The organism is Haladaptatus paucihalophilus DX253, from assembly GCF_000376445.1.
GTDB classification, from domain to species: domain Archaea; phylum Halobacteriota; class Halobacteria; order Halobacteriales; family Haladaptataceae; genus Haladaptatus; species Haladaptatus paucihalophilus.
The window spans coordinates 2,843,538-2,867,354 of record NZ_AQXI01000001.1; the positions used below are offsets into that span (position 1 = coordinate 2,843,538).

Below are 23,817 nucleotides of genomic sequence, written 5' to 3' on the forward strand. Positions count from 1 at the left end.
TTTTGCCGGAGTGGGTTGACGACGTGCCAATGCCCGTTCAGCCAGATTACGTGAAGAAGGTGGGAGGAATCCTCTTGGAGCGATACCCGGAAGCGTTCACGGACGATTTCGACCGGAACAAGGAGAGCGTGACCGTCTTGACGAACGTCGATTCGAAGAGCGTTCGGAACCGCATCGCGGGGTACATCACGAGACGCGGCGGGGAACCGCCGCGGACAGTCGAACGAGAACCGTCGAGCACCGCGGAGTGAGAACCGCCGCGCACCGTCGAGCGAGAACCGTCGCGCACCGTCGACCGAATTTTCGGGGCGCGTCGTCCGAATCACGAACCGCTGACCGTTTCGGTTCCGGCTCCGACGGGCGATTCCCAGAGGATGACCGAAACGAGTCCGACGAGAACGATCGCACCCACGGCCGCCACCGTGACCAGCGGCGAGTACGCGTCGGCGACGAGACCGCCGAGGAGGACGAGTGGGAGCCTGAGTACCGCGTAGGCCATCGACGCGGCGGAGAGGACGGTCGCCCGGCCGACCGACTCCGAGTGGTCGTTGATGTACTGGTTGACCAGCGGCCGGAGGAGCGTGTTCGACCCGGTTCGGGCGACAAACATCGGGAGGGCGAGGAGGGGCACGAACACCGGCAGGACGAATGAGACGCAGAGAACCACCGGGACGAACACGGTGGTCGTTCGGAGGCCGACGACCTCCTCTATCGTCCCGGCGTAGTAGCTCACCCCGGCGGAGACGAGCGTGAACCCGGCGTACAGCGGTCCCATGAGTTCGACGGAAAGTCCGAGCGGTCCCGTGGCGATGGGTTGGACGTAACTCTCGACGGCACCGGTCGCGGCGAAAAACAGCGCCACGTAGGTCACGAACGACCGGAGCGGCGGTTTCGAGAGGTGACGGCGGATGACGCGAACCGCGTCGAGCGGCGACAGAACGTCCCTGTCGTCGCCCTCGGCGTACGCACGGTTTCGCGGGAGGGTCAACAGCACGACCACGCCAGCGCCGTTCAGCACGCCGGATGCGAGAAACGGCAGTCGGGGGTCGAGTTCGTACAGCACGCCACCGGCGAGGACCGTGACGACCGTTACCGCTCGGTTGACGGCCATGCCCCGACCGCGAACGCGGGCGAACCGGTCCGTGTCGAGTTCCGCGCGGAGGTAGTCGTAGAGCCACGCGTCGCCGCTCCCGGAGCGGAAGACGAGCGCGAGCGTCCACAGGACGTACAAAAGGGCGAGCGCGGGGAAGGAGCGAGCGACGACGAATCCGAGGATGGAGAGCGTCATGCAGACCGAACTGACGACGAGGCTGTCCCGGCGGCCGATGCGGTCGCCGACGTAGCCCGTCGGAATCTCGCCCAGAACGGTCAGCGTCGAGTAGAGCGCACTGAGAAGCGCTATTTGCGTGTAATCGAGGTTTCGGTAGAGGAGAAAGAGGGTGAATATCGGCGAGAAGAACCCGAACGAGACGGTCGCTTGGTAGCAGTAGTACTTGTAGATGGCCGACGAGCGCGACATCGAGTCGGCGTTCGAACGGTCGATAGTAAACGGTTTCCTGAAATCCGTTCCTGTAGAATATGTTTCAATTAGTCCATAGCTTCAGGCGGCTGGAGTCCGTTATTCCCGGTATGCGACTGTACGCCGCGATGCGAAACGGGTTGTTCGTCACCGACGGAGCGGGAACGGCCGCGGTTCGGCTGTCGGACCACGACTTGGAGTGTGTCGCCGCGACGGGCGAACGGGTCTTCTGTGGCACGTTCGACGCCGGTCTCTTCCGGAGCGAGGACGGCGGCGAGTCGTTCCAGTCGGTCGGCGAGGAGACCATCCGCGAGTCGGTGATGTCGCTCGCCATCGACCCCACCGACCCGGACACCGTGTGGGTCGGCACGGAACCGAGCGCCGTCTACCGAAGCACGGACGGCGGCGACTCGTGGGAGCGCCGCGAGGGGCTGACGGACCTGCCGTCGGAACCGAACTGGTCGTTCCCGCCCCGTCCGCACACCCATCACGTCCGGTGGATAGAACCCGACCCGTACGACCCGAACCACCTCTACGTCGGTATCGAGGCGGGGGCGCTCGTCCAAACCTACGACGCGGGCGAGACGTGGGAGGACAAGGTACCGACCGCTCGCGTGGACAACCACTCGCTCGCCACCCATCCCGACGCGCCGGGGCAGGTCTGGTCCGCCGCGGGGGACGGCTACGCCGAATCGGAGAACGGCGGCGAGACGTGGGAGTACCCGCAGGAGGGACTCGACCGCCGGTACTGTTGGAGCGTCGCGCTCGCGCCGGACGACCCGAATACCGTCCTCCTCTCCAGCGCGACGGGGCCGCGAACCGCCCACAACGTCGATTCTGCGGACTCCATCGTCTCCCGGAAGCGGGACGGCGAACCGTGGGAGCGGTTGGACGGCCTCCCGACCGGCGAGGGCGTCACCCGGGCCGTCTTCGAATCGGGCACCGCCGACGGGGAGTTGTACGCCGTCAACAACCGCGGCCTCTTCCGAACCGAGGACGCCGGGACGACGTGGCGAGAAGTGGTCGCGGAGTGGCCGACCGAATTCGAACGGACGACGGCGCGCGGATTGGCGGTCGTGGACGACCGCTGATTACGATACGCAGTTCGTCGCCACCCGCCGGTCGAGGAAGTCGGCGACGAGTTCCATCGAGCGAATCTTCTGCTCGATGTCGTTCGTGCCGTGCCCCTCCTCGCCGAGTTCCTCGTACTCGAAGTCGCCGTCCTCTCCCTCCTCGAATCCGGCTTCGTCCAGCGCGTCGCGGAACAGTCTGGCCTGCGAAACCGGCACCCGGTGGTCGTTGACGCCGTGGACCATCAGGAGCGGCGAATCGAGGTTTTCGGTGTACTCGATGGGGCTTCGCTCGCGGTACAGGTCGTGGTTCTCGTCGGGGTCGCCCATGTACTTCTCCATCAGGCCGGTTTGGAAGTGCGGCATCGTGTTCTCGTACATGTCGTGGAGGTCGGTGACGCCGACCCACGCGATGCCCGCGGTGTACAGTTCCGGGTACCGAACCATCTGCCAGTAGGCGCTGTAGCCGCCGTAGGAGCCGCCGTACACGACGATTTCGTCCTCGTCTATCCAGTCCTTGTCGCGGAGCCAACGGACGCCCTCGGCGACATCCGCCTGTTCGGCACCGCCCCAGTCGCCGATGAGGCTGTCCTTGAACTCGCGTCCGCGGCCGATGGAACCCCGGTAGTTGATTTCCAGCACGGAGTAGCCCCGGTTCAGGAAGAACTGGGTCCGTCGTTTGAAGTTCCGCTGATCCTGTACCGGCGGGCCGCCGTGAACCTTCACGACCGCCTTGGACGGGCGTTCGCCGGAATCGTACAACAGGCCGCCGATGTCGGTGCCGTCGTGCGACTCGAACGTAATGTACTCCGCGTCGGCGAACGACTCGGGGTCGATGTCGCCGTAAACCGGTTCGAGAAGCGTTTCGGTCTCGCCCGTTTCGAGGTCGTAGACGAGCAGCGCGGGCCGCTGTGTCGGCGTCGTCCCTTCGACGAGCACGCGACCGTCGCCGAGGAATGCGGAGTCGCTGTACAGCGGGAACGACGCGACGCCCGTGGGGAGGTCGAGTTCCGTCGCGGTCCCGTCGAAGTCGTACACCAGCGGAACGACGGCGGCGTCACGCTTTCGGAGCGCGAGGAAGCCGCTTCCGTCCGGGAGGAACGCGACGCCGTCCTCGACGTACTCGCCGTCGCCGAACCACTCGACGGATTGGGATTCGAAATCGTAGACGCCGCTTCGGGTCTTGTCCGCCGCGTTATCCGAGACGAGCAGTTTCGTTCCGTCCGCCGACCAGTCCTCGAAGTGCGTTTCGTTCCCGTCGATGCCGAGTTCGAGATTCCGGGGGTTCGACCCGTCGGCGTCGGCCACGTACACGTCCATGTTGGTCAAATCGTCCGACTCGTTGGACATGTAGACCATCCGGTCCCCGTCGGGACCGTACGACGCGTGGAAGACGCCCAACTCGTACTCCGCGAGTTGCTCGCTCGTTTCCGTCTCGCGGTCGTAGCGGTAGAGGTTCATCTGCCCGTCGGCGCTGCTCACGTAGAGCAGTTTTCCGTCGTCGATATCGTTGAGGATACACTGCCCGGAGTCCTCGACGACCGGCGCGGCGTTCCCGTCGAGGTCTATCTCCCAGATGTCGTGTTGCTCGTCGCCCGCGTCGTCCAGATGGTAGTAGATGCGCTCGCCGTCCGGTGCCCACCCGAACGGCTGGCTCACGTTCCGCGGCACCTCGCCGTCGCTCACCTGCCGCATTTCGCCCGTTCCCACGTCGATAACGTGGAGTTCGTTGCGGCCGGTGCTGTCGTAGTAGACGGCGACCCGCTCGCCGTCGGGTGACGCCGCCGGACGGCTGAACACCGGGAGGCGTGCGAGGGATTCGAGGGAAAAATCTCCTGTCATCGAGTCCGAATACCAACAGTCAAAGTATCAACCTTTCCAGAACGCCGTTTCAGTAGTATATCTTATATTTTCGGCGCTACAATCGCGGAATCGGCGACCGTGCTGCAACGAGCGCTCGAACCATCGCGCGAGAAAAATCAGGTGCCGACGCCATCGAGACGCCGCACGCGGCCACCGAATCGGTGACTCGTGACTGCGGTTATTCGAGGTCGAAGCGGTCGAGCTTCATCACTTTGTCCCACGTGTCGACGAAGTCCCGGACGAACTTCTCCTCGCCGTCGTCCGCTCCGTAGACTTCCGAGACGGCACGGAGTCGGGAGTTCGATCCGAAGATGAGGTCGAAGCGGGTCGCCTCCCACTCGACGTCGCCCGTTTCGCGGTCACGGAGCTCGAAGACCTGCTCGTCGTCGGAGACCGGCACCCACTCGTGGTCCATTCCGAGCAGGTTCTCGAAGAAGTCGTTGGTCAGCGTCTCCGGTTCGTCGGTGAAGACGCCGAGGTCGCTGTCCTCGTAGTTCGCGCCCAGCGTGCGCATGCCGCCGACCAGCACCGTCATCTCGGGCACCGTCAGGGTCAGTAGCTCGGCCTTGTCTATCAGTTCCTCCTCCACCGGGCGGTCGAGGTCGTCCCCGAGGTAGTTGCGGAATCCGTCCGCGTCCGGTTCGAGCACTTCGAAGGAATCGACGTCGGTCTGCTCCTGCGTGGCGTCCGTCCGGCCCGGTTCGAACGGAACTTCCACGTCGTAGCCGGCGTCCGCGGCCGCCTCCTCGACGGCCGCGTTACCGCCCAGCACGATCAGGTCGGCGAGCGACACCTTCGTGTCGTCGGAGCGCGAACTGTTGAAGTCCTCCTGAATACCCTCCAAGGTCGTCAGCACGCTCTCCAACTCGTCCGGCTCGTTGACCTCCCAGCTCTTCTGCGGTTCGAGACCGATGCGAGCCCCGTTCGCGCCGCCGCGCTTGTCGCTGTGGCGGAACGTCGACGCGGACGCCCAGGCGGTCTTGACCAGCTGAGAGACGGAGAGATCGGAGTCGAGAATCTCTTGCTTGAGTTCGGCGATTTCGTCCTCTCCGATCAGGTCGTAGTCGACGTCGGGAACGGGGTCCTGCCAGACCATCGTCTCGTCCGGAACTTCGGGACCGAGGAACCGCTCCGGCGGGCCCATGTCGCGGTGGATGAGTTTGTACCACGCTTTTGCGAAGGACTCCTGGAACTCGTCCGGGTTGTCCTGGAAGCGCTCCAGAATATCCCGGTAGTCCGGGTCATTTTTGAGCGCGATGTCGGTCGTGAGCATCATCGGGTCAACCGACTCGTCGGGCTTGTGGGCGTCCGGCACGGTGTCCTGTGCCTCCTCATCGACCGGCCGCCACTGCCACGCGCCGCCGGGACCCTTGTGGGCCTCCCACTCGTAGTCGAGCAGGTTGTTGATGTAGCCCATGTCCCACTTGGTCGGTGCGCTGGTCCACGGTCCCTCGATGCCGCTGGTGATGGTGTCGGGACCCTTGCCCTCACCGAACTCGTTCTCCCAGCCGAGGCCCTGCTCTTCGATGGGAGCGGCCTCGGGCTCGGGACCGAGGTTGTCACCGGAGTCGGCACCGTGGACCTTCCCGAAGGTGTGCCCGCCAGCGATGAGCGCGACCGTCTCCTCGTCGTTCATCGCCATGTGGCTGAAGGTGTCGCGGATGTTCCTCGCCGACCCTTCGAGGTCCGGTTCGCCGTTCGGACCCTCCGGGTTCACGTAGATAAGGCCCATCACGGTGTTCCCGAGCGGGTCTTCGAGGTGACCCTCCTCGTCGAATCGGTCGGAGGACGTCTTCTCCCACTCGGTTTCGGGACCCCAGTTGACCGCATCGTCGGGCTCGTAGTCGTCCTCTCGGCCGCCGGCGAAGCCGAAGGTCTCGAAGCCCATCGATTCGAGGGCGACGTTCCCGGCGAGGACGATCAGGTCGCCCCACGAGAGCTTGCGGCCGTACTTCTGTTTAACCGGCCAGAGAAGACGGCGAGCCTTGTCGAGGTTGACGTTGTCCGGCCAGCTGTTGATCGGCGGAAGGCGCTGCCGTCCGCCGGACGCGCCGCCGCGGCCGTCCTTGGTGCGGTACGTCCCGGCGCTGTGCCACGCCATCCGGATGAACAGCGGCCCGTAGTGCCCGTAGTCGGCAGGCCACCAGTCCTGCGAGGACGTCATCACTTCTTCGATGTCCGCCTTCACGGCGTCGAGGTCGAGCGACTCGAACGCCTCGGCGTAATCGAACTCCTCGTCCATCGGACCGACGTCCCGTGCGTTCTGGTCGAGGAGCTCTACCTTCAGGTGCTCCGGCCACCAGTCGTGGTCGTCACCGAGCGTCATCGGGAGACCTCCTGCGTCTCCTCGCGGTCGAACGCCTCGACGTTCTCCTGCTCGTAATCGGGTTCCGCCATGCCGTGTTTGGGTGTATCCTCGGACATTAACAGGATCTCCTGTACGTAGAATATAAGAGGTATTGTTTATAAATTTGCCGCTTATGTTTCCCATTCTCTGTCTTCACTTCTAAATATGGCCGTACTAGTTCTCTCACCGAGAATAATTTTTCCCGATTTAGAAAATACGTTCGCAAAAACCACGATACGATGCCATCGAACGGACGGCTTTTCGATGAGTCGTTCGAACGAGCGTTCGTTTCCTGTCTTCTATAATTTTTCCGCCGTATATCGTGGCAGACGCCACGCGATACATCACTTTGGTTGTCGGATGCTAACATACGTTTGGGGTGGTGGAGATGGGGACGAAAACACACCAAACGAGCGAGGACGGAACGATAGACGAGCGGTTCCGGGGGCGGATTTCACGCCCCGGTGATGCGAGATACGAGGAGGACCGAATCGTCTGGAACGGAATGCGGGACGCACACCCCGACATCATCGCGCGGTGTTCCGGCGTCGGAGACGTAAAGGAGGCCGTCGAGTTCGCCCGCGAGACTGACATCCCGGTCGCGGTACGCGGTGGCGGGCACAACGTCGCCGGAACCGCCGTCCGCGACGGTGGCCTCGTCATCGACCTCTCGGAGATGCGGTCCGTCACGGTGGACCCCGAACACCGCCGCGTCAGGGCACAGGGCGGCGCGACGTGGGCCGACGTGGATTGGGAGACGCAGGCCTTCGGGCTCGTCGCACCGGGCGGCGTCGTCTCGGAGACGGGAATCGCCGGACTCACGCTCGGCGGCGGGTACGGATGGACGCGACGGAAGTTGGGACTCACCTGTGATTCCCTCGTTTCGGCCGACGTGATAACCGGCGAGGGGGCGTTCGTCCACGCGAGCGAGGGCGAGCACGAAGATCTCCTCTGGGCGCTCCGCGGCGGCGGGAGCGGCGTCGGCGTCGTCACGTCCTTCGAGTACGAGTGTCTCCGACTCGGCCCGGAGGTGTTCTTCCTCGGCGCGCTCTACCCGCTCGACGACGGCGAGGCGGTGCTCTCGGCGTGGCGCGAGTTCATGACCGACGCGCCGGACGAGATAACGGTCGATGCGCTCATCTGGAGCGTTCCGCCGGACCCGATGTTTCCGGAGGAACTTCACGGCACGCCGTTCATCAGCGTGGTCGGGATGTACGCCGGACCGCCGGAGAGGGGGCCAGAGGCGATGCAGCCCCTCCGGGAAATCGGAACGCCGCTCCTCGATTTGAGCGGACCGATGCCCTACCTGCAGGTACAGTCGATGCTCGACGCGGCGTTCCCGGACGGCGACCGCTACTACTGGAAATCGCACTACCTCGCCGCGTTCGGCGACGACGAAACCGAGACGATTCTCGACTTCGCGCGGCGGCGACCGTCGCCGCGGACCCTCGTCCCGATTCGGTCGCTCGGAGGGGAGATAGCCCGCGTCGGAAGCGACGAAACCGCCTTCGGCGACCGGAGCGCCGCGGCGTTGCTCAGCATCGACGGGACGTGGGAGGACCCGGCCGACGACGCGGAAAACGTCGCGTGGGTTCGGGAGTTCTGGGACGCGACCAAGGAGTATTCGACCGGCGCGACCTACGTCAACTTCTCGATGCTCGAAGGGGACGAGGCGTCCCGAACGTCGTTCACCGCGAACGAGGAACGTCTGGCGGCGGTGAAGGAGCGGTACGACCCGGACGGGGTGTTCGCCCCCGTCGAGACCGTCACCGTGACGGAATAGCGGGGACCTCTCCGACCTCTCCGTCGGGGCGGTCGCCAACGGCGCGTTCGGGGGACGCGCCGTCGCTGTCGAGCAGTCCGAACAGCTCTCGGAGGTCGGTTTCGGGACCCTCTTCCTGGAGCAGGTCGAGGGCGCGGTCGATGTCGTCGATTCGACGCTGGGCGCGGTCGTAGCGCGCTCGGAGTTCGACCCTCGCTTCGGCGATGGCGATTCGCCCCTCGTGAATCGCCTCCCGCGATTCTCGGAGCGTCGAAACCGTTTCGCGGACCGATGTGTTCGACATACCACGGTCAACGACGGCCGCGAAAGTAGTCCTTCGGGCGGGAAACGTTCCGGGAGACGGGTCGCGCTGGCCGGGAGAGTTTTGCCGTCGGGCGTCGTCCACAGTTCGATGTCAGCGTACGCAAACGACGTTCTCGTCTCGGCGGATTGGGTGGAAGACAACATCGAGGAGTTCGAAAGCGACGACCCGGCGTATCGCCTCGTGGAGGTCAACAGTCCCGAATCACCCGACAGCGACTTCCCGTCGCGCTACGACGACGGACACATCCCTGGCGCTATCGGGCTGCAGTGGGACGAGGACCTTTCGGACGAAACCGAGCGGGACATCCTGAAGAAAGACGACTTCGAGCGAGTGGTGGGTGACGCCGGAATCGACGAGGACTCCACCGTCGTCTTCTACGGCGACGGGTGGATTCCGAACTGGTTCGCGCTGTACGCCTACTGGCAGTTCAAATACTACGGCCACGAGGACGCCCGCGTGCTGAACGGCGGGAAGGACTACTGGGTCGAAAACGACTACGAACTGACCGAGGAAGTACCCGACCACCCGGTACAGGAGTACCACGCCCGCGGCCCCTTCGAGAGCATCCGGGCGTACAAGGACGACGTGGACACGGCCATCGAATCCGGCCTGCCGCTCGTGGACGTGCGCTCGCCGGAGGAGTTCACGGGCGAAGTCATCGCGCCCGAAGGGTTGCAGGAGACGGCCCAACGCGGCGGGCACATCCCCGGCGCGAGCAACGTTCCGGTCGCGCAAGTCCTCGCCGACGACGGCCGGTTCAAGTCAGCCGACGAACTGCGCGAACTGTACGCCGACCACGGCGTGGACGGCGAGGAGTCCATCATCGCCTACTGTCGCGTCGGTGAACGTTCCTCCATCGAGTGGTTCGCGCTCCACGACCTGCTTGGGTTCGAGGACGTGCGCAACTACGACGGGTCGTGGACCGAGTGGGGCAATCTGGTTCGAGCGCCCATCGAAACCGGCGAGGAGTAACTTCTTTTTTCCGAGGTGACGAATCGCCACCATCACCGAACTTCACGAACTCGTGGCCGAACTGTACGACCACCTGGAAGCCACGGCGTCGTTGCCGGTCGCCACGCGCCCGAGTCAGTACCTCGGCGAAGCACAAGCGGTCGTCGGGGACGCCCGAGGCGCGCCCGAACCGGCCGTGGAAAAGCGCGTCTCACAGGCGGACGAGTTGCTTTCGCACGTCGAGGAGACCGGGAGCGAGGAGGCGGACGAGCACGTCGAACGGGCGCGGGAGTTGGTGGACGATATCCGCTCCGAACTGGCGTGAGAGGGGGGACACCATATCGGTGAACCTCCGAAGACAGATGGTGTGGTAATGATTAACACATTGCTGCGCGAAGTCAGCGGTGGGGAGGGATGTCCGCATGACCTTGGAAACCGTTCCGCGGTACGACGGCGCAAATCCGTCGGCGCGGAGCGGGACGGCGGTGGTGGTCGGGGCGGGAATGGCCGGTCTGGTTACCGCGCGGGTGTTGTCCGACCGGTTCGAGAACGTCACGGTCGTCGACCGCGATTCGTTTCCCGACGAGTCGGTCGCTCGTCCCGGCGTCCCGCAAGGACGCCAACCGCACGCGCTCATGGAGGCTGGACGGGCGACGCTGGAGGATTTGTTCCCGGGTTTCAGCGAGGCGCTCGTCTCCGCAGGCGGGGTCGTCGTCGATTTCTCCAGCGACGTGAACTTCTACGGCGAAGGGGGTTTTCTCGCCCACGGGCCGACGCCGATGGAGAACGTCTCCGCGACCCGACCGCTGTTCGAGCAGGTCGTTCGACGGCGCGTGTCCGACCTCGACGACGTGCATCTCCGCCCGAACTGTCGCTTCGTGGAGTTCCTCTGTGACGACGCGGCGACGACCGTGGAGGGCGTCGTGCTCCACGAAGGCGAGGAGCGGAAGGAAGCGCGCGCCGATTTAGTCGTCGATGCCACCGGCCGGACGAGTCGAACGCCGAAGTGGCTGGAAGCTCACGGCTACGCGCCGCCGCCGCTGGACGAGGTGCACATCGACGTGCACTACAGCACCACCTTCGTCGAGCGACCGCCCGACGACCGCCGGACGTTCCTCGTGCCGCCCGCGCCGCCGCACACCCGCGGTGGGATGGCCGCCCCCGTCGAGGGAAACCGCTGGGTGGTGAACATGAACGGCGTCCACGGCGACGTTCCGCCGGGTGATTTCGAGGGGTTCACCGAGTTCGCCGAAAGCCTCCCCGTTTCCGAGGTGAAGGAGTTGCTCGACGAGCATCCGCCGGTTGCGGAGGCCGTCCACCGCTATCCGTTTCCCGCCAGCAGGCGATACCGCTACGAGCGTCTCGACAGATTCCCCGACGGTCTCCTCGTGGTCGGCGACGCCATCGCCAGCTACAATCCGGTTTACGCACAGGGGATGTCGGTGGCCGCGCTCGAAGCGCTCGTGTTGCATCACACGCTGTCCGCGGGCGGTCGGGAGAACCTCGCGCTCCGCTTTTTCGATCGCGCGGAACCGGTCGTCGATACCGCGTGGCTGCTGGGGGTCGGCAGTGACTTCGCGTTCGAACGGACGACGGGTCCCAAACCGCGCGGCACGGAGTTCGTCGGCAGGTACCTCTCCCGCTTGATTCGCAAGGCGCACACGGACGGCGAACTCGCCACCGCGTTCGTCCGGGTGTTGATGATGGAGCGCCCGCCCAGTTCGCTGTTCCGCCCGGCCGTCGCGTGGCGCGTCCTCAAGCCGTCCGGGTGGTCGGCTGACTTCGTTCGACAGCGGGCGTGATTCCCGGCCGAGCGCTCCGGGCGATTCGACAGCAAGGTCTGTCGCTTCGGGAGGCTTTAACTCGGCGTGCCGCCCTTACTCACAGTCATGAGCAACAGCACGGAGAAAGACGACGGGTTGCGGAGCCGAGAAGTGACGGAAGGCCCGGAACGCGCGCCGCACCGGGCGATGTTCCGCGCCATGGGTTTCGATGACGACGACCTCTCCTCGCCGATGGTCGGGGTGGCGAACCCCGCGGCCGACATCACGCCCTGCAACGTCCATCTGGACGACGTGGCCGGGGCGGCCATCGACGGCGTGAACGAGGCGGGCGGCATGCCCATCGAGTTCGGCACCATCACGATTTCCGACGCCATCTCCATGGGGACGGAGGGGATGAAGGCTAGCCTCATCTCGCGGGAGGTCATCGCCGACAGCGTGGAACTCGTCGCCTTCGGCGAGCGCATGGACGCGCTCGTCACGGTCGCGGGGTGCGACAAGAACCTCCCCGGCATGATGATGGCGGCCATCCGCACCGACCTGCCGACCGTCTTCCTGTACGGCGGGTCGATTCTCCCCGGCGAACACGAGGGGCGCGAGGTGACGGTTCAGAACGTCTTCGAGGGCGTCGGCGCGGTGGCCCACGGCGACATGACCGAGGACGAGTTGGTCGAACTCGAACACGACGCCTGTCCCGGCGCGGGGTCCTGCGGCGGGATGTTCACCGCCAACACGATGGCGACCATCAGCGAAGTCCTCGGCCTCGCACCGCTCGGGTCCGCCAGTCCACCTGCCGAATCGCCGGAACGATACGAAGTCGCGGAGGGTGCGGGCGAACTCGTGTTGGACGCGGTGGAAAACGACCGCAAACCGTCCGATATCCTCTCGCGCGAATCCTTCGAGAACGCCATCGCGGTACAGGTGGCGATGGGCGGTTCGACCAACGCCGTCCTGCACCTCCTCGCGCTCGCGGCGGAGGCCGGAATCGACCTCGACATCGACGACTTCGACGAGATTTCGCGCCGGACGCCCAAAATCGCCAACCTCCAACCCGGCGGCACGCGTGTCATGAAGGACCTCCACGACGAGGGCGGCATCCCCGTCGTCCTCCGGCGACTGCTCGACGGGGGCTACATCCACGGCGACGCGATGACCGTGACCGGCCGCACCATCGAGGAGGAACTCGACCATCTAGGAGTCTCCGGCGACTCCGACGCCGACTTCCTCCGCCCCGTGGACGACCCGTTCCACGAGGAAGGGGCCATCAAAATCCTGAAAGGCAACCTCTCGCCCGACGGGTCGGTCCTAAAGGTCACGGGGGAGGACAAGTTCCACCACAGCGGTCCAGCCCGCGTCTTCGAGAACGAGGAGGACGCGATGAAGTACGTTCAAGAGGGAGGCATCGAATCGGGCGATGTCATCGTCATCAGAAACGAAGGCCCGCGCGGCGGCCCCGGCATGCGCGAGATGCTCGGCGTGACGGCGGCCGTCGTCGGACAGGGCCACGAGGACGACGTGGCGCTCCTGACCGACGGCCGGTTCTCCGGCGCGACCCGCGGTCCCATGGTCGGACACGTCGCCCCGGAAGCCCGCGACGGCGGACCCATCGCGGTGGTCGAGGACGGCGACGAAATCACGGTGGACATCCCGAACCGCGAACTCTCCGTGGACCTCTCCGAGGAGGAACTCGACGCGCGACTGAACGACTGGGAACCGGACGCCCCGCGCTACGACTCCGGCGTCCTCGCCAAATACGGCGAAACGTTCGGGTCGGCGGCCAACGGCGCGGTGACGAATCCGGGCGCGAAGCGGGAGTAACTTCGTAAGCACCCCCACCGCGAACGAGACGAGGCGCTTTGCGCCTCGGACGCGAACGGCGACGGAACGGAGCCGTGAGCCGAGTAAGCGGGCCGAGAAACCCCCGACGGAGCGACTGAAAGGAGCGACGGAAGCGGGGTGACTCGGCTTTTGGTCCAGATTTTTCGAGGGAGAAGCGGAATCCGGCGAGAACCGCGCCGGATTCTGCCTCCGACCGCGGAAAAAGGTGGAACTGGCGCGGTGACGAATCCGGGCGCGAAGCGGGAGTAACGACACCCGGTTCATACGATACTCTTTCCGACGATTACCCCACCGAGCGCGAGCGCTAACGGCGAGGACGGAACCGGACGACAGAGGTGACCATCGATGACCACCTATTACCACCCTCACGAAATGTAAACATATTCAATATAATAGTTATTATTGGAATTTATTCCCATCTTCTGCCGAGAATCGAAGTGTTTTTGCATTGTTTTTGGATACTATTGAAGACGTATGGCAAGTGTTGTACAACGGGCATGGCGACGCTATCGATCTGTCGCCATCATCTACCGTATCGCGGCGGCGTTCGTCCTCGGGTCCGTCGTGGGACTCGTGGTCGGCGAACCGGCGACGAACCTCCAACCGCTCGGCGACCTTTTCGTCCGACTGCTGAAGATGGTCATCGTTCCCATCGTCGTGTTCACGCTCGTGATGGCGGCGCGGAACCTCTCGCCGAAGAACCTCGGAAAGGTCGGCGGACAGGTCATCTTCCTGTACCTCCTCACGACGGGGGTCGCCATCGCCATCGGTCTCGGCGTGGCGAACCTCATCGACCCCGGCGTCGGACTGCACCTCAAGGACGCGCTGGCGAAACCGGCCGTCGAGACGAAACAGGCGTCGGGACTGGCGAGCGTTCTCCTGAACATCGTCCCCCAGAACCCCTTCAGCGCGATGGCGGAGGGGAAGATCCTCGGCGTCATCTTCTTCGCGCTAGCGTTCGGTATCGGCCTGACGGTCGTCCGCGACGAGGCCGAAGAGGGGTCCGACGTCTACAACGGCGTCCAGACCACGTTCGACGTGGTTGAAGCGGGTGCCGAAGTGATGTTCAAAATCGTCTGGGGAATCATGGAGTACGGCGTCATCGGCGTGTTCGCGCTGATGGCCGCGTTGTTCGCCCAGACGGGGCCGGAAGCCATCCTCTCCCTGTTCAAGCTCTTCGCCACGCTCGCTATCGCCATCGGCCTCCAGATATCGATAGTGTACCTTCTCGTCATCGTCCGCGGACTCGTCGGTCACTCCCCGATGGATTTCGTCCGCGGCGGGAAGGACGCCATGGTGACGGCGTTGAGCATCCGTTCGTCCAGCGGGACGCTTCCGGTCACAATGTCGAACGCGGACGAGAACCTCGGCATCGACCGAGAGGTGTACAGTTTCTCCCTGCCGCTCGGTGCCACCATCAACATGGACGGGACGGCGATGTACCTCGGTATCGCCGCCATCTTCACCGCGAACGTGGTCGGCACGACGCTCACGATTTCACAGCAGTTGAGCATCCTCGTCACGGCGCTCATCGCCAGCGTCGGAACCGCGGGCGTTCCGGGCGCGAGCATCGTCATGATGACCGTCGTGTTCACGCAGGTCGGACTGCCGATTCAGGCCATCGCGTTCGTCCTCGGAATCGACCCGCTGCTCGACCGGATGCGGACGATGAACAACATCACCGGCGACCTCGCGGTCACGACGCTCGTGGCGAAGTGGAACGACGCAATCGACTTCGGCACCGGCGTCTGGGCCGACGACGAGAGCATCGGTCGGAGCGACGCACTCAACACTATAACGGGTGACGACTAACCTCCCGTCCATGAATTCGGAACCGACAACCGACACGACGCGGAGCGAGCGAATCGTCGAGCGCGCCCGCGAGGTGATTCCGGGCGGCGCACAGACCGGGCTCCGGGCGCAGGCGTACGACACCGGCGACGTGGCGTTCGAACGCGCAAACGGCGCGACGCTGACCACCGTCGACGGCGAGGAGTACGTCGATTACCACCTCGGCTTCGGTCCCATCATCCTCGGACACGCGGACGACCGAGTGGACGAAGCGGCCCGAAACGCCATCGACGGCGGCGTCCTCTACGGCACGGGGACGGCTCCCCTCGAAGTCGAAGTCGCCGAGCGACTGGTCGATTTCCTCCCCGGCGTCGAGCAGGTCAACTTCTGTAACAGCGGGAGCGAGGCGACGTATCACGCGATTCGACTCGCCAGAGCGTACACGGGCAACGAGAAGATTCTGAAGTTCGAGGGCTGCTATCACGGCTGGCACGACTACGTGGACGTGAGCGTCTACCCGCCGGAGGACGAACTCGGCGATCCACATCCAGAATCCGAGGGGATGCTTTCGTCCGCCGTGGAGAACACGCTCGTCGTCCCGTTCAACGACAGCGAGGCCGCCGAAGCGGTCGTCCGCGAACACGGCGACGACATCGCGGCGGTCATCCTCGAACCCGTTCCTCACTCGGTCGGCTGCATTCTACCTCGACAGGAGTTCCTCGAAACGCTCCGCGAGGTGACGCGGGACGCCGACGTGCCGCTCATCTTCGATGAAGTCATCACCGGCTTCCGCCACTCGCCGCACGGCGCACAGGGCGAGTTCGGCGTCACACCCGACCTGACCTGCGTTGCGAAGGCGCTTGGCAACGGCTACCCCATCGCGGCGGTCGGCGGGCGAACGGACCTGCTCGAACAGGCTGGCGGCGACAACAAATCCGGCGTCGTCATCAGCGGGACGTACTCGGGTAACCTGCCCGGACTCGCCGCGGCGCGCGCGACCATCGACACCATCGTCGAGGAGGACGTGCAGTCCCACGTCACCGACCTCGGCGACGAGTATCGGGCCGGACTCCGGGACCTGCTCTCCGACCACGGCATCGAGGGTCGCGTCGTCGGACACCGGAGCATCTTCAGCGTCCAGTTCGGCGTGACGGGCGAACCGGAGAACTACGAGGACATCCTCGGACTGGACGAGGAGCGCTTCCGCGAGTTCGCGGCGGGGATGCGCGAACGAGGTCACTTCTTCACGCCGAACCCGTACAAGCGCCACCACCTCTCGTTCGCCCACGGCGAGGCGGAGTTGGCGGCCTATCTGGACGACGCCGACGACGTGCTTGGGAACGTCTGACCGGGTTCAGCACCCTTAACCGTACCCGACGACTACCGTTTTTCGAATGGATTCTGCGATACGCATACGTGACCTCGAAAAGGAGTACGGGGAGGTACGGGCGCTGAAGGGGGTCGACCTCGACGTTCCGAAGGGGTCGTTTTTCGGGTTGCTCGGTCCGAACGGTGCGGGCAAGACGACGTTCATCAACATCCTCGTCGGCCTCGTGAAGAAGTCCGGCGGGACGGCGGAGGTGTTCGGTGCGGACGTGGAAGACGACTACCGCGAGGCGCGCGACCGAATCGGCCTCGCGCCGCAGGAGTTCAACGTGGACCGCTTCTTCCCGATTCGGGAGGTGTTGGAGCACAAGGCCGGGTATCACGGCATTCCGAAGTCGGAGGCCCGGGACCGCGCCGACGAGGTGCTGAAGCGGGTCGGCATCTACGACAAGCGCGACACGCGCTTCGACTGGCTCTCCGGCGGGATGAAACGCCGGTTCGTGCTGGCGCGGGCGCTCATCACCGAACCCGACCTGCTCATTCTGGACGAACCGACCGCCGGGGTGGACGTGCAGTTGCGCCACGACCTGTGGGACCTCATCACCGAACTCAACGAGTCGGGCACCACGATTCTGCTCACGACCCACTACATCGAGGAGGCCGAACGTCTCTGCGATGAGGTCGCCATCCTCGACTCGGGCCAAATCGTCGAGGTGGCGAGCCCCGAGGAACTCATGGGTCGCGGACCGGACAAGGTGACGATTTCGCTCCGCAACCCGCCCGAATCCGCGCCACACCTGTCGGCCGGTCGGGACAAAATCCAGGACATAGAACTGGACGGCGACGAACTCGTCGTCACGGCCCCGGAAGCGGGACTGCTCGCCCCGGAACTCGTCCGCGAACTCGACCGAAAGGGATTCGAAATCGTCCACTTCGACATCTCGCGCACCTCGCTCGAAGAGGTGTTCGTCGAGATGACGCGAACCGGGGAGACCACGGGGAACGAATCGCCCGACGAGGACGACCGCGACGATTCCGACCTCGCCGCGATTGCCGGGGGTGACGGCGCGTGAGCGGCGAAACCGATACCTCCGGCCTCACGGGATTCGTCACCCTGACCCGCCGCGAAATCCTTCGATTCCTCCGTCGGCCGCGGAACACGTTCGTCCCGCCGTTCGTCACGAACGTGCTCTACTTCTCCGTGTTCGGCGTCATCCTCGGCAACCGCGTCGGCATGATGAAGTTCGACGGCCAGAGCGTCCCCTACATCGTCTTCATTTTGCCCGGCCTGGTCGTTCTGGGAGCCATCTCCAACGCCTTCGAGAACTCCTGTTTCTCCATCTTCCACGGGCGCTGGAACCGCTACATCGAGGAGACGCTGACTTCGCCGATGTCCTACTCGCGGATGGTCGCCTCCTACATCGTCTCGGGCGCGACGCGGGGATTGCTCGTCGGGGCGCTCATCGCCGTCCTCGGAGCGTTCTTCACGTCCGTCGGGGTCGCCCGTCCGTTCTACCTCGTCGCCTTCGCGCTCGTCATCACGCTCCTCTTCTCCAGTTTCGGCGTGGTCGGCGGACTCTGGGCGGACGACTGGGACAACCTGACGATGATGAACCAGTTCATCGTCCGCCCGCTCGTCTTCTTCGGCGGCGTCTTCTACACGCTCGACAGCCTCCCGTCCGGCATCTACCGCGACCTCACCATGCTCAACCCGATGGTGTACATGGTCGATGGCGTCCGATACGGCTTCCTCGGCGCGTCGGAACTCGACCCGAACCTCTCGCTCGCCGTCCTGACGGGACTGACGCTCGTCGTGATGGGTATCGACACGTACCTGTTCCGGAAGGGGTACGGGTTGACCGACTGAGACGGTTCGCCGGGCACACGAGTTTATTAGTAGCACAGGTTACAATAACGGACTGTCATGGTCCCCGAAACCGTCTCCGAGTGGTTCCCCGACCGTCCGCCGACGTGGATGGAGGTGGCGTCGACTGCTCTCATGTGGATCCCGCTCGTTATCAATCTCTCCCCGCTCGACTCGATTTCGTGGACGTGGGGCGCGATAGGTTTTGTCTCGTTCGCGGTGGCGATGGGTCCCGCCCGAAATACGTCGTTCGGGCAACGCGTCGGAGAATGGTTCGGGGATATCGGCGTCGCCGGGCGAGGGACGGTCATCATCGCCTTCGCCATCGTCGTCTGGTGGACGATGTTCACGGTCGACATTCCGACCGTGACGGTGAATAGCTACGTCGCGGGGGCATGGACCACCATCACGCTCTATACCCTCGCGTACCTCGTCGACGCCGGGGAAATCGACGGTTGGAGCGCGACGTGACGGACTACTCCCGCCGCTCGCGCCACTCGCTCAGCGGCATCGGTTGCCCGTCCGGGTCGGGGTCGTCGGACAGGTCCGCCAGCAGTTCCAGCGAGTTACCGTCCGGGTCCGAGAAGTAGACCGTCGCGCTCGGCATCCACGGGTGGACGATGGGTTCGTCCGGTTCGACGCCGAAGGCGGCGCGGGGTTCGATGCCGCGGTCTTCGAGGAACGGGAGCATGTCGTCCACGTTCTCCTCCGCCACGCGAAACGCGAAGTGGCTCTGCTTCGGGTCCGCTTTCTCCCACACGCCGAGCATCGAGCGCGGGGTGCCGGTGAAGTAGAAGGCGATTTTTCGTTCCTGTTCGTGCCGCCCGAGTTCGAGGCCGAGCGTGTCGCCGTAGAACACCATCGCCCGCTCCAAATCGGCCACGTCCACGTGCGTCTCGTACACGCCGTCGAGAAGGTTCATAGGGTCACTTCCTGGGATGCGCGAATGGTCGTTCCGGTCGGCCGCCGTCTGGCCCTGAAAGAAGAAGATGGCTACAACCGCGACAGCACCGCTTCCGTCACGTCCTCGGTGGTCGCGTCGCCGCCGAGGTCGGGCGTCCGCGGGCCGTCCGACAGAACGGATTCGACGGCCGCCCTGACCGCCGTTCCGTCCTCGTCGTAGCCCAGATGCTCCAGCAACATCGCCGCCGAGAGCATGGTCGCGGCGGGGTTCGCCACGCCCTCGCCCGCGATGTCCGGGGCGGTGCCGTGGACGGGTTCGAACAGGGCGTTGTCCGGGCCGATGTTCGCGGAGGGAAGCAGGCCCAAGCCGCCCACCAGTCCGGCGGCGAGGTCCGAGAGCACGTCGCCGGCGAGGTTCGGACAGACGATGACGTCGTACTCCTCCGGTCGCAAGCAGAGGTGCGTCGCCAGCGCGTCCATCAGCATCTCGTCGTGCGGGACGCTGTGAACGTCCGCAACGCGGTCCACCGTGTCGCGGAACACGCCGTCCGTCTCGCGCATCACGTTGGCCTTGTGGGCGATGGTGAACGACTCCTCGTCGCGCCCCTCGACGTACTCGCACGCGAACTCGGCGAGCCGCTCGGAGGCGGATTCGGTGACGACGCGGGTCAGCGTCGCCACGTCGTCGCTCAGCCGCGATTCGTGGCCCGCGTAGACGCCCTCCGTGTTCTCGCGGAGGAACACGAGGTCCGTCTCGGGGCGAAGCGCGTCCGTGCCGGGGTAGGCCCGCGCGGGGCGCACGTTGACGAACGAGTCCACCACGCTCCGAAGCGGGAGGATGACCTCGGCCGCCGTCTCGCCCGCCGCGCCGAACAGGGTCGCGTCGGATGCCGCGACGAGTGACCGAGTTTCGTCCGGGAGCGCGGTTCCCGTCTCCTCTTTCACTGCGTCGCCCGCGTCGCCTTCCACGAACTCGAACTCCGGTCCGACGGCTTCGAGGACTCGTCGTGCCGCAGGTACTACTTCCTGTCCGATTCCGTCGCCGGGGATGACCGCTATTTGTTCGCTCATTGTTCGACGTATGGGAGGCTCTCGGCCGTTTTCTCGATTTCCGCTTCGTTCGACTTCATCAGCGCCGTCGTGTCCCAGACGCCCTCCACGAGCGCCTGTCGCTGGGCGTCGTCCACGTTCGCTTGCACGGTTCGGTCGTCGTAGCTGACCGTCTCGTCCGCCACGTCGACCTCGATTTCGGCGTCGGGGTTCTCCTCGACGAAATCCTGTAACGCCTCGACCGTCTCGGCGTCGGCGGTGACGGTCGGAATCCCCAGGGCCAGACAGTTGCCCGCGAAGATTTCGGCGAAGCTCTCGCCGACGATGGCGTCGATTCCCCAGCGGGCGAGCGCCTGCGGCGCGTGTTCGCGCGAGGAGCCACAGCCGAAGTTGGCGTTGACGACCAGAATCGACGCGCCGTTGTGCGCGTCGTCGTTGAAGGGGTGCGGTTGCGGGTCGTCGTTCGAATCGAACCGCTGGTCGAAAAAGGCGAACTGCCCCAATCCGTCGAAGGTGACGACCTTCATGAACCGCGCCGGGATTATCTGGTCGGTGTCGATGTCGTTGCCCCGCACGGCGATTCCGGTTCCGGATTCGTGCGTGATTTTGTCGGTCATGCGCTCGCCACCTCCGACAGTTCGCGCACGTCGGTCACTTCGCCGCGAATCGCGGCGGCCGCGACCATCTCCGGGCTCATCAGGACCGTCCGTCCGTCGGGACTGCCCTGTCGTCCCACGAAGTTACGGTTCGAGGAGGACGCACTGGCCTCGTCGCCCGTGAGTTGGTCGTCGTTCATGCCGAGACACATCGAACAACCGGCACCGCGCCAGTCGAAACCGGCCTCGCGGAAGATGTCGTCCAAGCCTTCCTCCTCCGCGGCGGCCTTCACGCGTTGGCTGCCGGGGACGACCATCGCCCGCACGTCGTCGTGGACCTGGCGTCCCTTCACGACCGCTGCGGCGCGCCGCAGGTCCGGCAGTCGAGCGTTCGTACACGAACCCACGAACGCCACGTCGATGTCGTAGCCCGCCATCGTCTCGCCGGGTTCCACGCGCATGTGTTCCTGTGCCTGTCGCGCCGTCTCCCGCTTGTCTTCCGGTAGGTCGTCGGGGTCCGGAATCGTTTCCGTGATGCCGACGCCCTGTCCGGGCGTCGTCCCCCACGTCACCATCGGTTCGAGTTCGCCGCCGTCGATGACCACCTCGTCGTCGTAGGTCGCGTCCTCGTCCGAGCGGACGGACTCCCAGTAGGATTTGAGTTCCTCGAACTTCCCGGGGTCGTCGCTAAAGGCGTCAGTCTCGCGCAGGTACTCGTAGGTGGTCTCGTCGGGGTTGACGTAGCCCGCGCGAGCGCCGCCCTCGATGGACATGTTGCAGATGCTCATCCGACCTTCCATGTCCAGGTTCTCGATGGCTTCGCCCGCATACTCGTAGACGTAGCCGACGCCGCCGTCGGTGCCGAGGCGGCGGATGATTTCGAGGACGATATCCTTCGCCGAGACGCCCTCGCCGAGTTCGCCCGTAACCTCGATTTTTCTGACCTTCTGTTTCTCCATCGCTATCGTCCCGGTGGCGAGCACGTCCCGAATCTGGCTCGTCCCGATGCCGAAGGCGAGCGCGCCGAACGCGCCGTGCGTCGCGGTGTGGCTGTCGCCGCAGACGATGGTCATGCCGGGTTGGGTCAGCCCCTGCTCGGGCCCGATGACGTGCACGATGCCCTGGTCGCCCGACTTGGGGTGCGAGAAGTCGATGCCCGCCTCGCGGACGTTCTCCTCCAGTTCGGACATCATCTCCTCCGCCGCGTCGTCACTGTAGGGGCGCGACTGGTCGGCGGTCGGGACGATGTGGTCCACCGTGGCGTGCGTGTTCTCCGGGTACGCGACCTCCATGTCGCGCTCCTCCAGCATCCCGAACGCCTGCGGACTCGTCACCTCGTGGACGAGGTGCAGGCCGACGAACAGTTGGGTTTGGCCCGTCGGCAGGTCCGTCACCCGGTGTCGGTCCCACACCTTGTCGTAGAGCGTTCCCTCGCTCATCGGTACTGTACCCGGAACTCGTGGCCGCGTTCGAAGACGCCCGCCGAGTCACCCGCTCCCGCGGGCGCTTCGTGCTCGATGTCGGCCATCGTCTTCGTCTCCTCGTCGTTCGATTCGTGTTCCCCGCCGTCCGCGACGATTCGGCCGCGACTGAACACGCGCGTCATCGCCCCGCGGTCGGCGAAGGGGTGGACGTGGCTGATTTCGCCCATCGTTTCCGGACCATCGCTGCTCACGGTTTCACCGTTGTCTCGCGGCGTTGCCGCTTGACTGTCCGCGGAACGGTGTTCCGCGCTACTCGCTTTTCGATGATCCTTCGGAACATCGCTAGTCATCTGCTGTCACCCGCTCTTGCTCTTTCTCTTCGGATTCCGATTCCTCGTCTTCCGTCTCCGACCACGCGAAGAGTTCCCGGAGGCGGTCCCCGACCTCTTCGATTTCGTGGTTCTTCTCGGCCTTTCGCTTCTGGCGGTACGACGGGCGTCCGGCCTGGTTCTCGACGATCCACTGTTGGGCGAACTCGCCGTTTTGCACCTCTTCGAGCACCTGCTCCATCTTCTCGCGGGCGTGGTCGTCCACGACGACCTCGCCGCGGGTCAGACCGCCGTACTCGGCCGTGTCGGAGACCGAATCCCACATCTCGCCGAGGCCGCCCTCGTACATCAGGTCCACGATGAGTTTCATCTCGTTCAGGCACTCGAAGTAGGCCATCTCGGGCGAGTAGCCCGCGTCCACGAGCGTCTCGTAGCCCGCCTTGATGAGTTCCGTGACGCCGCCACAGAGGACGGCCTGCTCGCCGAACAGGTCGGTTTCCGTCTCCTCTTGGAACGAGGTTTCGACCACGCCCGCGCGGGTGCAGCCGATGGCTTTGCCGTAGGCCAGCGCTTCCTCTTTCGCCTCGCCGCTCGCGTCCTGATAGACCGCGAGCAGGCCGGGCGTCCCTTCCTCGGCCTGATAGTTTCGGCGGACGAGGTGGCCCGGCGACTTCGGCGCGATCATCGTCACGTCCACGTCTTCCGACGGTTCGATTTGGCCGTAGTGGATGTTGAAACCGTGCGCGAACTGCAGGGTGTCGCCGGGTTCGAGTTCGGACTCGATGTCGGCGTACACGGCGGGTTGCACGGTGTCCGGCACGAGCACCGAGACGACCTGCGCCTCGCTCGCGGCCTCCGTCGGCGTCGCAACTCGGAGTCCGTCGGCCTCCGCCGCTTTTCGGGACGAGGAACCTTCCCGCAGGCCGACCACGACGTCTACCCCGCTGTCCGCGAGGTTCTGGGCGTGGGCGTGGCCCTGACTGCCGTACCCGAGTACGGCCACCGTCTTGTCGTTCAGATAGCTGTCGTCCGCGTCGTCGTCGTAGTATATCGTCGCGTCGTATTGATCAGTCATTG

22 protein-coding genes are annotated in these 23,817 nt (G+C 65.0%); 12 read left to right on the top strand and 10 right to left on the bottom strand.

The window, feature by feature from the left end; translation table 11 throughout:
• Positions 1–29: 29 nt before the first annotated feature.
• Entirely contained in the window at positions 30–251 is a 222-nt protein-coding gene (locus B208_RS0115750) for a 30S ribosomal protein S17e (protein ID WP_007981765.1), read from the top strand.
• 71 nt (positions 252–322) lie between these two features.
• On the opposite strand, the gene B208_RS0115755 is transcribed toward B208_RS0115750, so the two are convergent.
• Positions 323–1,519 carry an MFS transporter gene (locus B208_RS0115755; RefSeq protein ID WP_007981763.1) on the bottom strand — a complete coding sequence of 399 codons (1,197 nt, stop codon included), beginning with the start codon at positions 1,517–1,519 and terminating at the stop codon, positions 323–325.
• Between the two features lie 110 nt (positions 1,520–1,629).
• Here B208_RS0115755 and B208_RS0115760 point away from each other — a divergent pair, with 110 nt between their 5' ends.
• Positions 1,630–2,610: a WD40/YVTN/BNR-like repeat-containing protein gene (locus B208_RS0115760; protein ID WP_007981761.1), complete on the top strand. Its 981-nt coding sequence runs from the start codon at positions 1,630–1,632 to the stop codon at positions 2,608–2,610.
• On the opposite strand, the gene B208_RS0115765 is transcribed toward B208_RS0115760, so the two are convergent.
• Positions 2,611–4,431, bottom strand: a complete 1,821-nt coding sequence (locus tag B208_RS0115765; protein ID WP_007981760.1) for a S9 family peptidase — start codon at positions 4,429–4,431, stop codon at positions 2,611–2,613.
• Positions 4,432–4,630: 199 nt separating this feature from the next.
• Entirely contained in the window at positions 4,631–6,778 is a 2,148-nt protein-coding gene (katG, locus tag B208_RS0115770) for a catalase/peroxidase HPI (RefSeq protein WP_007981758.1), read from the bottom strand.
• A 409-nt stretch (positions 6,779–7,187) separates the two neighbouring features.
• Between katG and B208_RS0115780 the strand changes: the two genes are divergently transcribed.
• A complete protein-coding gene (locus tag B208_RS0115780) occupies positions 7,188–8,582 on the top strand; it encodes an FAD-binding oxidoreductase (protein WP_007981753.1) in 1,395 nt (464 codons plus the stop codon).
• Here B208_RS0115780 and B208_RS0115785 read toward each other — a convergent pair.
• Positions 8,566–8,865 (bottom strand): hypothetical protein, encoded by a 300-nt coding sequence (locus tag B208_RS0115785; protein ID WP_007981751.1) that lies wholly within the window; start codon positions 8,863–8,865, stop codon positions 8,566–8,568. The genes B208_RS0115780 and B208_RS0115785 overlap by 17 nt on opposite strands.
• A 108-nt stretch (positions 8,866–8,973) precedes the next feature.
• Between B208_RS0115785 and B208_RS0115790 the strand changes: the two genes are divergently transcribed.
• The 9 genes from B208_RS0115790 (at position 8,974) to B208_RS0115830 (ending at position 18,909) form a co-directional block, all read left to right on the top strand.
• The gene (locus B208_RS0115790; protein WP_007981749.1) at positions 8,974–9,858 is read left to right on the top strand and encodes a sulfurtransferase; all 885 of its coding nucleotides are present in this window, start codon (positions 8,974–8,976) and stop codon (positions 9,856–9,858) included.
• A gap of 52 nt (positions 9,859–9,910) precedes the next feature.
• Positions 9,911–10,162 carry a hypothetical protein gene (locus tag B208_RS0115795; RefSeq protein WP_007981748.1) on the top strand — a complete coding sequence of 84 codons (252 nt, stop codon included), beginning with the start codon at positions 9,911–9,913 and terminating at the stop codon, positions 10,160–10,162.
• Positions 10,163–10,259: 97 nt separating this feature from the next.
• Positions 10,260–11,639, top strand: a complete 1,380-nt coding sequence (locus tag B208_RS0115800) for an FAD-dependent oxidoreductase (protein ID WP_007981746.1) — start codon at positions 10,260–10,262, stop codon at positions 11,637–11,639.
• 87 nt (positions 11,640–11,726) lie between these two features.
• Entirely contained in the window at positions 11,727–13,436 is a 1,710-nt protein-coding gene (ilvD, locus tag B208_RS0115805; protein ID WP_007981744.1) for a dihydroxy-acid dehydratase, read from the top strand.
• A 495-nt stretch (positions 13,437–13,931) separates the two neighbouring features.
• Positions 13,932–15,269, top strand: a complete 1,338-nt coding sequence (locus tag B208_RS0115810; protein ID WP_007981742.1) for a dicarboxylate/amino acid:cation symporter — start codon at positions 13,932–13,934, stop codon at positions 15,267–15,269.
• 10 nt (positions 15,270–15,279) lie between these two features.
• Positions 15,280–16,596, top strand: coding sequence for an aspartate aminotransferase family protein (locus B208_RS0115815; protein WP_007981740.1), 1,317 nt, complete (start codon positions 15,280–15,282; stop codon positions 16,594–16,596).
• Positions 16,597–16,642: 46 nt separating this feature from the next.
• Positions 16,643–17,647: an ABC transporter ATP-binding protein gene (locus tag B208_RS0115820; protein ID WP_007981739.1), complete on the top strand. Its 1,005-nt coding sequence runs from the start codon at positions 16,643–16,645 to the stop codon at positions 17,645–17,647.
• Complete coding sequence (locus B208_RS0115825; RefSeq protein ID WP_007981737.1) at positions 17,644–18,441, top strand: ABC transporter permease; 798 nt, start codon at positions 17,644–17,646, stop codon at positions 18,439–18,441. Before B208_RS0115820 ends, B208_RS0115825 begins: the two co-directional genes overlap by 4 nt.
• Positions 18,442–18,498: 57 nt before the next feature.
• On the top strand, positions 18,499–18,909 hold the full coding sequence (locus tag B208_RS0115830; RefSeq protein WP_007981733.1) for a hypothetical protein: 411 nt from the start codon (positions 18,499–18,501) through the stop codon (positions 18,907–18,909).
• Positions 18,910–18,913: 4 nt separating this feature from the next.
• On the opposite strand, the gene B208_RS0115835 is transcribed toward B208_RS0115830, so the two are convergent.
• From B208_RS0115835 to ilvC, 6 genes are all read right to left on the bottom strand, one after another.
• Entirely contained in the window at positions 18,914–19,360 is a 447-nt protein-coding gene (locus B208_RS0115835; protein WP_007981731.1) for a VOC family protein, read from the bottom strand.
• A gap of 71 nt (positions 19,361–19,431) precedes the next feature.
• Positions 19,432–20,412 (bottom strand): isocitrate/isopropylmalate dehydrogenase family protein, encoded by a 981-nt coding sequence (locus tag B208_RS0115840; protein WP_007981729.1) that lies wholly within the window; start codon positions 20,410–20,412, stop codon positions 19,432–19,434.
• The gene (leuD, locus tag B208_RS0115845; RefSeq protein WP_007981727.1) at positions 20,409–21,008 is read right to left on the bottom strand and encodes a 3-isopropylmalate dehydratase small subunit; all 600 of its coding nucleotides are present in this window, start codon (positions 21,006–21,008) and stop codon (positions 20,409–20,411) included. Before leuD ends, B208_RS0115840 begins: the two co-directional genes overlap by 4 nt.
• Positions 21,005–22,426 (bottom strand): 3-isopropylmalate dehydratase large subunit, encoded by a 1,422-nt coding sequence (gene leuC / locus B208_RS0115850; protein WP_007981725.1) that lies wholly within the window; start codon positions 22,424–22,426, stop codon positions 21,005–21,007. Before leuC ends, leuD begins: the two co-directional genes overlap by 4 nt.
• Positions 22,423–22,662: a hypothetical protein gene (locus B208_RS0115855; protein WP_232423820.1), complete on the bottom strand. Its 240-nt coding sequence runs from the start codon at positions 22,660–22,662 to the stop codon at positions 22,423–22,425. Before B208_RS0115855 ends, leuC begins: the two co-directional genes overlap by 4 nt.
• 91 nt (positions 22,663–22,753) lie before the next feature.
• A complete protein-coding gene (gene ilvC, locus B208_RS23025) occupies positions 22,754–23,815 on the bottom strand; it encodes a ketol-acid reductoisomerase (RefSeq protein ID WP_007981721.1) in 1,062 nt (353 codons plus the stop codon).
• Between the last annotated feature and the right edge of the window lie 2 nt (positions 23,816–23,817).